At 61.4% G+C, this 14,023-nt stretch carries 15 protein-coding genes, 2 tRNA genes and 1 pseudogene; 7 read left to right on the top strand and 11 right to left on the bottom strand.

All coding sequences use genetic code 11. The features are described from left to right. The 3 genes from EN991_RS06015 to EN991_RS06000 form a co-directional block, all read left to right on the top strand. Positions 1-574, top strand: a 574-nt coding sequence (locus EN991_RS06015; protein ID WP_127368365.1) for a YcbK family protein, incomplete at its 5' end; no start/stop codon positions are given. A gap of 302 nt (positions 575-876) precedes the next feature. Further along, positions 877-951 (top strand) — tRNA-Glu (locus tag EN991_RS06010). A gap of 821 nt (positions 952-1,772) precedes the next feature. Further along, the gene (locus EN991_RS06000; protein ID WP_013531996.1) at positions 1,773-1,934 is read left to right on the top strand and encodes a hypothetical protein; all 162 of its coding nucleotides are present in this window, start codon (positions 1,773-1,775) and stop codon (positions 1,932-1,934) included. A gap of 36 nt (positions 1,935-1,970) precedes the next feature. On the opposite strand, the gene EN991_RS05995 is transcribed toward EN991_RS06000, so the two are convergent. The 5 genes from EN991_RS05995 to EN991_RS05975 form a co-directional block, all read right to left on the bottom strand. Continuing rightward, positions 1,971-2,378, bottom strand: a complete 408-nt coding sequence (locus EN991_RS05995; protein ID WP_013531997.1) for a TadE/TadG family type IV pilus assembly protein — start codon at positions 2,376-2,378, stop codon at positions 1,971-1,973. Further along, on the bottom strand, positions 2,368-2,793 hold the full coding sequence (locus EN991_RS05990; RefSeq protein ID WP_064995340.1) for a TadE/TadG family type IV pilus assembly protein: 426 nt from the start codon (positions 2,791-2,793) through the stop codon (positions 2,368-2,370). The genes EN991_RS05995 and EN991_RS05990 overlap by 11 nt, the downstream gene beginning before the upstream one ends. Positions 2,794-2,812: 19 nt before the next feature. Continuing rightward, positions 2,813-4,039, bottom strand: a complete 1,227-nt coding sequence (locus EN991_RS05985; RefSeq protein ID WP_063167868.1) for a pilus assembly protein TadG-related protein — start codon at positions 4,037-4,039, stop codon at positions 2,813-2,815. A gap of 321 nt (positions 4,040-4,360) precedes the next feature. Then, on the bottom strand, positions 4,361-4,624 hold the full coding sequence (locus EN991_RS05980; protein WP_024505702.1) for a DUF6074 family protein: 264 nt from the start codon (positions 4,622-4,624) through the stop codon (positions 4,361-4,363). 191 nt (positions 4,625-4,815) lie between these two features. Further along, a complete protein-coding gene (locus EN991_RS05975) occupies positions 4,816-5,112 on the bottom strand; it encodes a DUF982 domain-containing protein (RefSeq protein WP_013532001.1) in 297 nt (98 codons plus the stop codon). Between the two features lie 243 nt (positions 5,113-5,355). Between EN991_RS05975 and map the strand changes: the two genes are divergently transcribed. Beyond that, positions 5,356-6,183 carry a type I methionyl aminopeptidase gene (map, locus tag EN991_RS05970; RefSeq protein ID WP_013532002.1) on the top strand — a complete coding sequence of 276 codons (828 nt, stop codon included), beginning with the start codon at positions 5,356-5,358 and terminating at the stop codon, positions 6,181-6,183. Positions 6,184-6,210: 27 nt separating this feature from the next. Here the strand turns inward: map and EN991_RS05965 are convergent, their stop codons facing one another. The 3 genes from EN991_RS05965 to EN991_RS05955 are packed head-to-tail and all read right to left on the bottom strand — an operon-like array spanning position 6,211 to position 9,194. After that, positions 6,211-7,536 (bottom strand): HAMP domain-containing sensor histidine kinase, encoded by a 1,326-nt coding sequence (locus EN991_RS05965; RefSeq protein ID WP_127368364.1) that lies wholly within the window; start codon positions 7,534-7,536, stop codon positions 6,211-6,213. Continuing rightward, a complete protein-coding gene (locus tag EN991_RS05960) occupies positions 7,533-8,294 on the bottom strand; it encodes a response regulator transcription factor (protein WP_063167867.1) in 762 nt (253 codons plus the stop codon). Before EN991_RS05960 ends, EN991_RS05965 begins: the two co-directional genes overlap by 4 nt. A 42-nt stretch (positions 8,295-8,336) precedes the next feature. Continuing rightward, complete coding sequence (locus EN991_RS05955; RefSeq protein ID WP_013532005.1) at positions 8,337-9,194, bottom strand: MipA/OmpV family protein; 858 nt, start codon at positions 9,192-9,194, stop codon at positions 8,337-8,339. 249 nt (positions 9,195-9,443) lie between these two features. Between EN991_RS05955 and radC the strand changes: the two genes are divergently transcribed. Both radC and EN991_RS05945 read left to right on the top strand, forming a co-directional pair. Further along, entirely contained in the window at positions 9,444-10,205 is a 762-nt protein-coding gene (gene radC, locus EN991_RS05950) for a DNA repair protein RadC (protein WP_013532006.1), read from the top strand. 110 nt (positions 10,206-10,315) lie between these two features. Beyond that, positions 10,316-11,092, top strand: coding sequence for a glutamine amidotransferase (locus EN991_RS05945; protein ID WP_013532007.1), 777 nt, complete (start codon positions 10,316-10,318; stop codon positions 11,090-11,092). Positions 11,093-11,211: 119 nt separating this feature from the next. Here the strand turns inward: EN991_RS05945 and EN991_RS05940 are convergent, their stop codons facing one another. Next, entirely contained in the window at positions 11,212-11,736 is a 525-nt protein-coding gene (locus EN991_RS05940) for a hypothetical protein (protein WP_127368363.1), read from the bottom strand. Between the two features lie 160 nt (positions 11,737-11,896). After that, positions 11,897-13,363 carry a trigger factor gene (tig, locus tag EN991_RS05935; RefSeq protein WP_127368362.1) on the bottom strand — a complete coding sequence of 489 codons (1,467 nt, stop codon included), beginning with the start codon at positions 13,361-13,363 and terminating at the stop codon, positions 11,897-11,899. A gap of 375 nt (positions 13,364-13,738) precedes the next feature. Between tig and EN991_RS05930 the strand changes: the two genes are divergently transcribed. Continuing rightward, positions 13,739-13,823: transfer RNA gene (locus EN991_RS05930), tRNA-Leu, on the top strand. Positions 13,824-13,883: 60 nt separating this feature from the next. On the opposite strand, the pseudogene EN991_RS40740 reads toward EN991_RS05930, so the two are convergent. Next, positions 13,884-14,023 (bottom strand): annotated as a pseudogene (locus EN991_RS40740) (GDP-mannose pyrophosphatase); the annotation flags it as partial.

The raw sequence follows: 14,023 nt of genomic DNA, 5'->3' as shown, positions 1-14,023 counted from the left end.
GGCCAAGCCGGTACAGCTGGCTTCGCTCGGTGGCGATAGCGGTCACATCACCGGCAGCGATGCCCTGCCCGGCGTGCGCCAGACGGCCCTGTTCGAGATCAAGCGCAAGTCCGGCCTCGATGACGAAAGCGACGTCGACCTCAACGAGGATGAGGGGCCAGTGGGCGGCTCCTATCAGGTTGCGTCCGCCGCCGGCATGGCCCGGCTGGCGCCCAACGGGCTGCTCAAGCAGAACGAGAGCGTCGATGTGGCCTGCCTGAAACCGTCGCTGGTGCGCGTGCTGAAGACGATCGAAGGCCACTACGGCCGCAAGATGACGGTGACGTCAGGCTATCGCGACCCGGCCCGCAATCGGCGCGCCAACGGCGCCAAGAATTCGCTGCACATGTATTGCGCCGCCGCCGACATCCAGGTTCCCGGCGTTTCGAAATGGGAACTGGCGAGCTACATCAGAAGCATGCCCGGTCGCGGCGGTGTCGGCACATACTGCCACACAGAATCGGTTCACGTCGACGTCGGTCCCGAGCGCGACTGGAACTGGCGCTGCCGCCGGCGCAGCGGCGGTGACGGCTAGTAGCGCTATTTGACGGCCTACGCCTGTCAGCCGCCAAGGCCGTTCCGGCAATATCGTTCCAGCCTCCTGAACATTCGAGATAGGCCGAAGCGTCCCCAACTTCGTCATCCTCGGGTCTTCGCGACGGAGCGCTCCTTGCTCCGCCCGTGGATGACGAAACGATGGGTGTCGCCGCTAATCGTCAAAGCCTGCCAACCCTCGGCAAACCGTTGATTTGGCAGGCCTGGAAAAAAGTTGTCCAAGGTGGCACCTGACGGGTTGCCGGTTGCGCACAACGCCAGTATAAGCCGCTTCGTCTGAGCGCGCCCATCGTCTAGCGGTTAGGACACCGCCCTTTCACGGCGGTAACAGGGGTTCGATTCCCCTTGGGCGTACCAGAAAAATTTGCGTTTGGCGCAAACCTCCCTCCCAATGTCGGCAATTTCGCTTGGCTCTCTGCTGCTCTCTTCAACTGACGCGCAGTCTTCCGCGATCACACCATAGGCCAACGCGGCCATACGGGTCATAATCCTGCTACAAAGTGGTCGATTCCTAAGGGATGTAGCCGCTCCAAGAGCCCGCCGCAGGTCGCCCCCGTGGCGGGCTTTTTATTGCACGGTCGAGTTGGGCTTTCACGGCATTGCGACAACGGGGCGAAGCCCCGAGTGGCAAGTCCGTATTTATTTGCCTGGTTTGCGTGCGGGAGCCTACATGAGAACGGGTCGCGCGCCGCTCAAGACGACCCTCTTCAGCGCTTCAACCGGCATCCGACAGTGCAAAGTCAAAAGCCTGTTATGATCCACGGATTGGAGTCGTATCCGAGACGCGGCTCTGCCTTTGCGCCGCTGTCTTCCGATTTGGCGGTTCCGGTGAAACCGCAGTCCAGATTTGCAACGGGCTTCTTGGTCGACGGTTTCGTGGAACACAAGGCGGCAGCGTCACTGACCGCCGCCTTCTTTTCCTTGGCAACAGCGACACCGGTCGCAGCGAAAACAACAGCCGCGCACAATACAGCCACTCTCATTGGAACCCCCACATTGCACCCGACAGATGGTCGAACATGACGTAACGTAATCTTAATATTAGCACTAACGAATATATTAGCTAGCCCCGTGCCATAAAAAGCAGGCCGAGTGCCAAGCTTGCGCCACGACCGCCAAACCGGTGCCATCTGGACACCAGCCGGCATGAGTCGCATTCTGCTCGTGGGGAGAAGGGCATGGATAAACTAAACATAGGAGCTGATCAGGCCAAACGCTGGCGCGACCGCGCCCTGCGCGGCCGACGGAGGCGTCTGTCGCACAACATCGTGTCGTGGGCGCTGATCCTGATAGCTATAGCCATTCTCGGTGGGCTGATCACGCTCAAGGCGTACAAGTAAGCAGAGCCCCAGCGCGCGAGGCTATCAGGCCACAGCCTAGCCGCTGCCAAGCAGCGGCACGGTAACGGTTGTCGCGTAGTTGATCGGGAAGGAACTGAAGTAGGGGAAGTCGATGACGAAGGCATAGGCGGCGGTCAGATGCGCCATGCGGAAGCCACCGCTCACCGGGTCGATGGCGATCGTGACGTTCACGTCCTTGAACCCCAAGGCCTGCAATTTCTGCGTGGCGATCGATTGAATGTCGGCTTGGGTCAGCGTGTTCTTAAGCTGCAGCGAGCGCGCTGACGTCTCCAGCGTATAGCGAACACTGGAGACCGAGTGCATCGACCAGCCAAAGGCGAATATTCCGAACAGCAGCATGACAAGGAAGGGGGCGATCAGCGCGAACTCCAGCCCGGCCCCGCCCGATCGATCCCGCCGCAACGCGCTTACCCTAGCGGACACGGATCATCTCCTGGTGACCTATGACGGTGGGAGCGGCAAAGGCGCCGAAGGCAATTGGCGGCACCCAGGTGCCCGATGCCTGTATCTGGACATAGATCGACGGCACCTTCGGCCCACTGCACATGGTGGAAGCGTCGACCACGGTCGTCCCGCACATACGGATGTGGCTTAGCGTGACCTGGCCGTCTTCCGGCCGATTTTCCCAGCTCGCAATGGCAAGGGCCTGGGTCGCCGCATCATCGGTCGATCCGCTCATGACCAGGTTCGCGGCCGTCTTCACACCGGCGCGCATCGACAGTGAACTCGTTATGTAGGACCAGCCGTCCAGAATACCAAGCAGCACCAGGCACAGAATGGGCAGCACCATCGCGAACTCGACTGCCGCAACGCCCGAATCATCGCCGAGGATCGGCATCGACCGGCGCCCCACGGAGCTACTCGGACAGTGCCACGGACCGCGCGGCTGGAATGTTGGGCACTCCGAGGCTCGAGCAATCCTGATTGATGGTTGAATTACCGGACCATTGAATCGTATTTGCGACGACCCTGGTGCAGCCGCCATTGCCCGAGAAGTTGCCAAGATAGCTCACTTGCTGCTTGGGGAAATAGATGGCCCCGGTCAAAAGCGAGTCCGCTGTGCCGTTGAATGTGCTGGATGCACTCATGCCGGTCCTGTCGCCGTAGAACAGAACGCCTGAGTAGGTGCCCGAAGTCGCCGCGCTGAGCTTCACGGACGCATTGCCATTCATGCTGACGGTCGAGCTGCCGGACATGAAGATGGTCACCCCGGCGCCGGTGATGGCCGCGTTGGCGTTTATCTTGAGATTGCCCTGGACGACATAAACGCCGGGCGAAAGCGTGACGTTGCCCTTCAGGTTCATGCCGCTGCAATAGGTGCCTGGACCGAGCGTCGCCTTGTTGTCGTTCAGGCAGGGGGTCGCGGCCACCGGGGCCGGCAGGTCGACAAAGGGATCGCCGGCGGGCAGTGCCTGGGTGATCGGGGCCGCGCAGACGGTGGTGACGGGATTGCTGAGAGAGACACCGCCCGCCGATATCAGGCAATCGGCCTGCAGACCGGCCGCGCCCTGAAGCTTGATGGCGTCGGAGGCGATGGAATTGGACATGACCGAGCAGCCGGTGAGCTTAACGCTGGTGCTGCCGGAAAACAGCACCGCCTGCGACGCGGACGGATCGAGCGCGAGCATGCAAGCACTCGAGGCATCGGTAATAACGGCCACCGCCCTCGCCTGTTCGGGAACCTTTTCCTGTGTGAAGATCAGGGTGAACATCCGGTCGAGCTTCTGGCCGACGATCACCTCGACCGCTTTTTTCGCCGTATTCGGTCCGGACGCGGGCGGCGTATTGACGACGATCGTGCCCGAGCCCAGCCCGTTCGACGCCGCGGACTGGGTCGCAGCCGCGACGATCGTCGGCTTGTCGGAACCCGAAATCTGTTCGAGCGCTCCGGCATAGGCGGCTGCATCGGCCGTCGCCTGCAATCTCAGGCTGTTGTAGTACCAATAGGAGGTCTCGACGCCGAAGCCCGCAGCGCCGACAACGACCGGCAAGGTGAGGGCAAAAATGGTGGCGACATTTGCGCCCGTGCTCCGGCGCATGGCGTCCATTACAAGCCGAACACGGGTGAAGCTATTCAAGGCCATGGCTTAGATTAGAAAGCACGCATAAATGAACGAATGGCTAAAAAGTTCGGTGCATTTTTGAGCAGTGGTCCATTGGCTTCAAAAAAGAAGTGCTTCGCTGGCTGATCAACGCGCGAGCGCACTTCCTGGCAAGCGAGAAGGGCTAGGGCCAGCGGGAGGCGGCGAGAGAGAGCATCGATGTCCTAGAGCATCCGCCTGCGATAGGCAGCCATGGGTTCGCACCCGATCAGCGAACTTGCCGTCGAAGGCAGCAAACACCGATATATTGCTGCTCGCACTATTGGAGAATGCAGTGGGAAGCCAAAGCTGTGCAGGATTTCTTCAAGCGGAAAGAATCGGCATCGGCTCCGCAACCACCCCGGCCGACATCTCTCTTTGTACGGCCAGGAAGAACCTGCGCACTTCGTCGCCGGCTGCCGTTCTGTCCCTGCCCGATCCGACGACGAGATCGAGCAACTCCGACGCCTTGGCCCTCCAGAACGAGGTGGCGGGCTCGCCATGCAGATTGCCGAGCTTGGCGGCAACCTCTCTGACCAAGAATACCTGACGGTCGATCGGGAATGCACGGATTTTTTCTGGGGACATCTTCCGAACCATGAGACTGACGCAACGAATCAACCATTGCCAACAAGCAATGGCGTAGCCGGGAAGGTGGAAACGGAAGCTTAACGGCGCTGACGTGGGTGCGGGGACGCAACGATACGCTCGCGACATCGCCTGTGCGTCAAACGCGCTTCATTGGTTGCAGTGGGGGGCAGGCGAAACGGCGGCGGCCCTCAGGCCTGGAGCGCCCTCGCCTCACCGCCGCGCTTGCGCGGCGTCATCATGTCCCTGGCCATCAGTCCGCTGGCCCGGCAAAACGCCATGAACGCCCGGCAAGCATCCTCGGTCTTGACCACGTCTACCGTGGCCCCAAAGCAGGCGTTGAAGGCTTTCTGGTAGATCGGGCCCTGACGGCGCGCAGGCCAGTCCTGGAGAAAATCGAGCGCCTGTTCGACCCCGTAGATCTCCTCGACCGGCAGGCCGGGCGCGGGCGCTATGCGCACCGGCACCTCGAATTGCAGTCTGTCCATTTCCTGTCTCCCGAACTGGCGCCACCGCAGCAACGCCGTTCGTCGTCAAAAGTTGCTTTGACCGGCTTTTGGCCCAGAAATGTGTCGTCACTTGGGTCGCTGAACCGCCCATGCAAGGCGAATATCTCGAACTGTGCGGGTGCATCGGGCAGTTCTTCCTTGAACCTTTTGCCCTCAAGTGCCAAATCTGGGGAGATCTTCACGTCGGCTCTCCTGCAGGGCCCTACCCGCTACACGGACAAAATGGTCACCTATCTCGACGCTGCCACGGCCCCGCTCAGAAATACCGGCCAGATCCGCCTCTATGGCGAGGACGGCTTTGCCGGCATGCGCAAGGCATGCGATCTCACCGCGCGCTGCCTCGATGAGCTGGTGCCGATGGTCCAGCCCGGCGTCACCACCGAAGCAATAGACCGCTTCGTCTTCGAATTCGGCATGGACCACGGCGCGCTGCCGGCGACGCTCAACTATCGCGGCTACACGAAATCATCCTGCACCTCGATCAACCATGTCGTCTGCCATGGCATTCCCGACAACAAGCCGCTCAAGGATGGCGACATCGTCAACATCGACGTCACCTACATCCTCGACGGCTGGCACGGCGATTCTTCGCGCATGTATCCGGTCGGCACGATCAAGCGCGCCGCCGAGCGGCTGCTCGAAGTCACGCATGAATGCCTGATGCGCGGCATTGCGGCGGTCAGGCCGGGCGCCCGCACCGGCGCCATCGGCGCCGCCATCCAGACCTTTGCCGAAGGCGAGCGCTGCTCGGTGGTGCGCGACTTCTGCGGCCACGGCGTCGGCCAGTTGTTCCATGACGCGCCGAACATCCTGCATTACGGCAGCGCCAATGAAGGCGTCGAGATGCGGCCAGGCATGATCTTCACCATCGAGCCGATGATCAATCTGGGCCGGCCGCACGTGAAGGTTCTGTCGGACGGCTGGACCGCGGTGACGCGCGACCGCTCGCTGTCGGCGCAGTACGAGCACACGATCGGCGTGACCGACACAGGGTGCGAGATTTTCACGCTGTCGCCCAAAAAGCTCGATCGCCCCGGCCTGCCGGCTTAGAGCGCACCTTACCCGGCGGGAGGCCGTCTATGCCGACTGCACATCCGCGGCATTCGGCAGGTCGATGGTAACGACCAGTCCGCTGGGCTGGTTGTCCTCCAATTCGATCCTACCGCCGTGCCCCTGGACGATGTCGGCAACGATCGAGAGGCCCAGACCGAAGCCATGCTTCGACGCAATGCCGCGCGACGCATCTTCCTTGAAGAATGGTTCGAAAACACGGGCACGTGCCGTCATCGGAATACCCGGCCCGTCGTCCCCTACCGTGATGCGCGCCGCCGTGCCGGTCGCTGTCAAGGCGACAGTGACATTGCCAGCGAATTTGACCCCGTTGTCGCAAAGATTGGCGATCGCACGCGCCAATGCATTGGGCTTGCACCAGCCCAGAAGCCGGTCCGGCCCGGAATATGAGACAGGAAATCCGACATCAGAGAATTCGGCGCAGACGGTTTGCAGAACGCTGGCAATATCGGCGCGCTGCAGCTTCTCCGTCGAAACATCGTTGCGCAGGTAGGTAAGGGTCTCATCGATCAAGATTTCGATGTGCTGGACATCGGACAGGATTGCGGTTCGGATTGGGCCATCATCCATGCGCTCGGCGCGAAGCCGCAGCCGCGTCAAAGGCGTGCGCAGATCATGACTGACGCTGCGCAACATGCGCGTGCGGTTTTCGATCATCGTGCGGATACGCGTCCTCATCCTGTTCAGGGCGCGCGCCAACCCCACCATTTCAATGGAGCCGTGTTCGACGAAGAGCTGGTCGCCATTCTCGATCTCGGCCGAACCGACTGCCGCCGAGATGCGCTTCAACGGATCAGTCACGGCCCAAACCGCAAACAGCCAGATCAGCACGGGCAAGGCAACGAAAGCCATGAACCTATAGAACGAGGCACGGACGAGGCCCGATGTCAGCCAGGAATCGGGCATGCCGAAATGGGCCAGGACGTCCTGCTGGTCGAGGTCGATGACAAACGCGTATCGGCCGCCGACCCTTATCCAGCGTCCCTCAACCGTCCCCCTGTCGATACGCAAAAGCCATTCGACACTTCGCCATTGCAGATAGGATTGGGCAATGCCGGTTATCCGGTCCTTGGGCAATATCTCGAAATCAAAGCCGGCCCGCTTTGCTGTCGCCAGAATTGCGCCACGCGCCTGCGCCGGCGTTTCTTGCAACAAGGCAGCAACAACGGCCGCACGCCTGGCGTTATCTTCCGCGGCGGGAAGATCGGCGTTCTCTATGAAACTCTCGACGACCGAACCGACGAACATGATCACGATCACCGCGATGAAAATGATTGCCACAAACTGCCCACGCACGGACTGTGGCAAGAAACGGCGGATGAAATCCCTCATGCTTCCTCCACCGTCGCGGTGAAGATGTAGCCACCCAACCGAACGGTCCTCAAAAGCACCGGATCGCGCGCATCCTTTTCGATCTTCCTGCGGATTCGACTGATATGGACATCGACGCTACGCTCGATCGGCCCCGCGAGCCCGGCATGGGTTACGCCCAGAAGTTCCTCGCGCGAGAGAACCCGGCCTGCGTTGCGGCAAAACGCAAGCAACAGGTCGAATTCATGCGTCGTGGTCGTCACCCGCGCATTGTTGGGGTCATGCAATTGCCGGCGTATGGGATCAAGGCGCCAGCCGTTGAAACGAAGCACCTTCGACCAGTCCCGCTCGTCGGGATCATAGGCTGTACGGCGCAGCAGCGCCCGTATCCTGGCCGTCAGTTCACGCGCGCTGAACGGTTTCGTCACATAGTCGTCCGCGCCGATTTCCAGCCCGAAGATGCGGTCGATTTCCTCGCCGAGCGCGGTCAGCATCAGGATCGGAATGTTGGTTGCGGCACGAAGGCGGCGGCAGATGTTGAGACCGTTTTCGCCCGGCAACATGACATCGAGCACGATGAGATCGAATTTCTGGGTGCGAAGCGCGGCATTCATCTGGACGCCGCTCTCGGCAATTTCCACGGTCATGCCGTTGTCGGTGAGCGTGTCGCCCAGCATGCGCGCGATCTCCAGATCGTCTTCGACAATGAGGATGCGCGAACCTTGCCTTGCCGACCTGGATTCGGCGCTCAAATCGCTTTGGTGCCGTTGCTGTGCCATTCCGGAGCTTGTCCAGCTTGCATTTGGTGCCCTGGGTAGGCGTCAGAACCGATATCCGACGAGAAGCATCCCTGAAGGCTGGATCTTTTCGACGACGACGGGGCTGTCGGCAGCGTCACCCAAGAGAACGCCGACCCCCGCTTCGCCGCGCACCATCCAGTTCTCGTCGAGCATATATGTGGCGGAAATCGAAAAATCGGCGCGCTTCAAACCGGCGCCGGCATCATAGCGCGCCAGCCCCGAGCGAGCCGATTGCTCGGGCGTGACGCCAAAATAGGCCTGCATGTAGTTTTCGTCGGCGAACACGGCGGACGCGCTGGCGCCGATCATCAACGATTGAGACAGAGGCCGGGTCACCTCGATCCCCACCCTGCCCTCCAGGCCATCGCTGCCGCCGATGGTCTTGTCCAGCTGCGCGAATATTTCGGCCGGACCGAACTTCGCCGCTGCCTTCACGCCGACCGTCGCGCCCATGTCGACATCCCCCAAGCCGCGCAGATGGTCGGAGTCGTCTTCCTTGCGGCCCATCTCATAGCCAAGCCGCGCGCTGAAGGCGAACGGTCCTTGTTCATAAACGGCAATGTTGGCACCAGTCGGATCGATCGTCACCGTGTCGAGGAATGTCGCCGTGACGAAAGGCACCGGCATGATCTTGAATTCATTGCTGCCCTCGTATTTGGGGACGATGATGGCGCCGCCGCCGAGCACGACGTGCCAGTCGGACAGTTTCTGTTCGAAGCGCCCGAAACGGGAAGGCTCGGGCGGCAGGGTAAAATCATCGGAATTCACCGCAATGGCATCTGCCGCCAGCGCGCCGTCCGAATGGGCTGAAAGCAGGATTGCCATGACCGCAAGAGATGCCCGGCCGGCAAATAGTCCAGAGTCAATTTTGGCGAACATGCGTGCTCCAGTATAGCGAGGCAAAGAGCCTCCGGTGGCGTCACCATGTCAGGTGAAAGTGGCCGCATGCGTTAAGTGATGTTAAGTTTTGTTGCGCAATCGTGGTTTCATCTTGCCGTATAGGGAGGCCCTAGGCTGACAGTGGGCTGCCACGATCTGCCGTGGATCGTCTCGCGATCGGAGAACGGAACTGTTTCAATCCAGGCCAGAACAGCTCTAATGTCTGTGCCGGAGCAATGTGGGCGGGGTATGGGGAACACAAGCGACGATGACGAGCGGAGTTTCTTCTCCGAAGCGCCGATGCGGCCTGCTGCGAAAGCCAAGGCGACGCTCGACGAAAAGCCGCATTACCTCGGCCATCGCGACCGCTTGCGCGAGCGCTTTGCCCTGGCGGGTCCGGATGCCCTGCCCGATTACGAACTTCTGGAACTTCTGCTCTTTCGCCTGATCCCTCGTGCCGACACCAAACCGGCGGCCAAGGCGCTGCTGGCACGCTTCGGCACGCTGGCCGAAGTGCTTGGCGCCCCGGTGGGCCTGCTGCAGGAGGTCAAGGGCATCGGCCCTGCGGTGGCACTCGACCTGAAAATCCTCGCCGCAACGGCGCAGCGCATGGCACGCGGCGAGGTCCACGGCCGCGAGATCCTCTCGTCCTGGCAGCAGCTCCTCGACTATTGCCGCTCAGCAATGGCCTTCGAGGCGCGCGAGCAGTTCCGCATCCTGTTCCTCGACAAAAAGAACGCGCTGATCGCCGACGAGGTGCAGCAGACGGGTACTGTCGACCACACGCCTGTCTACCCGCGAGAAGTGATCAAGCGGGCGCTCGAACTCTCGGCGACTGCCATTATCCTGGTCCACAATCACCCGTCAGGCGACCCGACGCCATCGCGCGCCGACATCGAGATGACGAAGGAGATCATCGACGCGGGCAAGCGGCTGGGCATCGCGGTGCACGACCACATCATCATCGGGCGGAAGGGATATGCCAGCATGAAGGGCCTGCTGCTGATCTGAGATGGCAGGGCCGGCGCCAACGCCGGCCGACCCCGACCACGCGATCCCAGAGATCGGGGCGGGCGAAGCCGGCTAGAACAAGCGACTGGCGGAATCAGGAGAGTATGATCATGGCGAAAACAAAAGTCCTTCTTGTCGGCGAAAGCTGGGTGAGTTCGGCGACCCACTACAAGGGGTTCGACCAGTTCGGCAGCGTCACCTTCCATCTCGGGGCAACGCCCCTGGTCGACGCCTTGAAGGACAGCGAATTCGATCTCGACTACATGCCCGCTCATGAGGCCGTCGAGAAGCTGCCTTTCACCATGGAAGGGCTGTCGCAATACAGGACGATCATCCTGTCCGACATTGGCGCAAACTCGCTGCTGCTTCATCCCGATGTCTGGCTGCACGGCAAGACAGTGCCGAACCGGCTCAAGCTCCTGCGCGACTGGACGCTGGCCGGCGGCGGCCTGATCATGATCGGCGGTTACTTCAGCTTCCAAGGCATTGACGGCAAGGCGCGCTGGCATCGCACGGCGGTCGAGGAGGCGCTGCCGGTGACCTGCCTTCCCAATGATGACCGTCTCGAAATTCCGGAGGGCTTTCGTCCCGAGATCACTGGCTCAAGAGACCATCCGCTTTTTGCCGGCATTGAGGGCGAATGGCCGCTGCTGCTCGGTGCCAACGAGGTCGTCGCCCGCGATCGCGACGATGTCGAGGTTCTGGCGCGGCTGCCGCAGGACCAGGGCGGCCATCCCCTGCTGGTCACCGGGCGCCACGGCGAAGGGCGCACGCTGGTCTGGACGTCGGACATCGGACCGCACTGGCTGCCGAACAGTTTTGTCGAATGGCCCGGCTATGCGCGGCTTTGGACCAACGTGCTCCGCTGGGTCAGCAACGCCGTTTGATGATGTCGCCCCAAAGTGCGTTTTTGAGGCAACGACATGTATTAGAACAAAGGTTTGAAGCCGATCAGCATCACCGGGAACGGCGAGCTCGGCCGTTGCCGCCTTCGCCTCACGGTCGTTCACGGCGGATCGGGGTTGCAGTTTCCGGCAACCTGGCTGACCGCTTCGCCGAACCCGGCGAGGTCGAAATCGGCCTCGCCGCGCCCCGCCAGCAGCCCGAACCGCCACGAAAGCTGCAGCCGGTTCGCGGCGACAAGGCGTCTGATGCCATCGGCGCCATCGCGCACCAGCATCCGGCCGCGCGGCCCGACCGACCAGCTTTCGTCGAACTTGCTCTCCTGATCGACCGTAATCGACATGGTGATCTTGCGGCTGGCCGAAACAGCGTCGTTCAGTTGCAGCCATTCAGTCCAATGCGGCTCGCCGTTTGCCCGGCAGGCAATCGTCAGGATCGGGCTGTAGCTCAAGGCACCGCCGCCGGTGATCAGCTTGTTGGTGGCGTAGAGCGAGGCCGTCACGAGGCCGTCTTCATTCGTGCCGAAGCGCCAGTTGTCAGGCACCGTGCCGGCCTGGGCAATGCCGCAGACCGAGATAAGGATCAGCGCGATTGCCGAAGCGTGTCCCAATTCGACGACCAGTCTCAACACGCCCTCCAACAACCAAGCGGCTTGCAATAGAAGCGCAGATAATGATCAAAGCTTGGTCGCCACAGGCCGTCGCTCGCGAAGCATGGCGGCTGTTGCAGTTTGGCAACGAAAAAGGCCGCCTCGAGGGCGGCCTTCCTGTTTCAGCGGAGCGCTGGTGTTATTCGGCGGCCTTCTTCTTCGGCGCGGCCTTCTTCTTGGGCTCTTCCGCGTCGTCGGCCGTCTTGGCGTCGGCCTTCTTGGCGGCGGCTTTCTTCGCCGGCTTCGCCTTGACGGCGGTCTCGTCCTCTTCGTCGTCGGCCATCAGCTCTTCCTTGCTGACCTTGACGTCGGTGACCGAAATCTGACCGAGCAGATGGTCGACCACCTTTTCCTCGAACATCGGCGCCCGCAGCGTGTTCAACGCTTCCGGGTTGTTGCGGTAGAACTCGAAGACTTCCTGCTGCTGGTTTCCTGGATAGCGCCGCACCTGCTCGAACAGGCCGCGCTGCAGCTCTTCGTCCGATACGGTCACGCCGGCCTTCTCGCCGATTTCAGCCAGCACCAGCCCGAGGCGCACGCGGCGCTCGGCAAGCCGCAGATACTCGGCGCGCGCCTCTTCTTCCGTCGTCTCTTCGTCGGCGAAGGTGCGTCCGGCTGCTTCCAGATCACGATTGACCTGCGCCCAGATGTTGTTGAACTCGGCGTCGACGAGCTTCGACGGCGCCTCGAACGAATAAGCCGCATCGAGCTGGTCGAGCAGCTGGCGCTTGACCTTCTGGCGCGTCATGGCGCCGAACTGGTTCTCGATCTGGCCGCGCACGACGTCGCGCAGGCGCTCCAGCGACTCCAGGCCGAGATTCTTGGCGGTCTCGTCGTTGATTTCCAGCGCGCCGGGCTGGGACACTTCCTTGACGGTGACATCGAAGGTCGCTTCCTTGCCGGCCAGATGCGCCGCCTGGTAGTTTTCCGGGAAAGTCACGGTGACCTGCTTTTCCTCACCGGCCTTGGCGCCGACAAGCTGATCCTCGAAGCCGGGGATGAATTCCTTCGAGCCTAGCACCAGCGGCTGATCGGTGCCGGCGCCGCCATTGAAGGCCTCGCCGTCGATCTTGCCGACATAGTCGATGGTGACACGGTCGCCATTGGCGGCCTTGCCGGTCTTCGGCTCGTAGCTGCGCGCCGATTCGGCAACGCGCTGGACCTGCTCGTCGATCTCGGCATCAGGCACGTCGAATACCTGGCGCGTCACCTTGATGTCGGACAAGTCCTTGATCTCGATCGCCGGGATGATCTCGTAGTTGAGGCGGAATTCGAAGTCGGCGCCGCCGGCCAGGATCTTCTCGGCTTCCTTCTCGTCCTCGGTCATGATGACTTCAGGCTGCATGGCAGCCTTTTCACCACGCCCGGTAATGATCGAACGGGTCGAATCGTTGAGGATTTCGTTGACCACTTCGGCCATGAACGACTTGCCGTAGACCTTGCGCAGGTGCTGCACCGGCACCTTGCCTGGACGGAAGCCGTTGATGCGGACCTTGTTGCGGGCATCCGAAAGCCGCGCCATCAGCTTGGCTTCCATGTCACCGGCCGGCACGGTGATCTTGATCTCTCGCTTGAGACCGGAGTTGAGCGTTTCGGTGACCTGCATCGTAAAACCTTTGTTTTCACCAATGAGACTGCCACGGCCTCTGCCGTTCACAGCCTGCCGGTATATTCTTGCCGGGAATGGCTTTTGGTACGGAACCTGGCGATTTGACCGAAAACCCGGCTCAAACTCTCCCAAACTGCGTTCCAAAATGTGAATAAGTTCTTGTTTTTCCTACTTCTTATCACATTCTGCAGAAGCGGATCGTCGCGTCCCGTCACATTTGACACGCCTTTTGTCACAGGCGAGGCCAATTTTCAACAGTCTTCGCATCCCAGCCGATAACCAGCATTCGGGGCCTGCCCCACATCTTGTCGCTGGGCCACATCTTGTCTCTGACATTGACAGAATGATGGCCACATGGGATTGCCGGTCCATGCGGATGTGGCGGAACTGGTAGACGCCCTGGATTTAGGTTCCAGTGCCGAAAGGCGTGGGGGTTCGAGTCCCTTCATCCGCACCACCCTTCGAGCTTCGGGTGGCGGGCCACCCGAAAGCCCTGGCGAAGGAGGACCGGCGCCGTTCAGGCAGGCATCGGATTGAGCTTCAGATGCTGGATCAAGATGATGGTCTTGGCGTCGACGATACGGCCATCGGCGATGCCGGCCAGCGCCTCGTCGAGCGGCATTTCCAGAACCTCGATGTCCTCGCCCTCTTCTTGCG

It is taken from the genome of Mesorhizobium sp. M7A.F.Ca.US.005.03.2.1 (genome assembly GCF_003997795.1).
GTDB classification, from domain to species: Bacteria; Pseudomonadota; Alphaproteobacteria; order Rhizobiales; family Rhizobiaceae; genus Mesorhizobium; species Mesorhizobium ciceri.
Note: the sequence above shows the minus strand (reverse complement) of the source record. Positions and strands in the feature narration are given on the sequence as shown.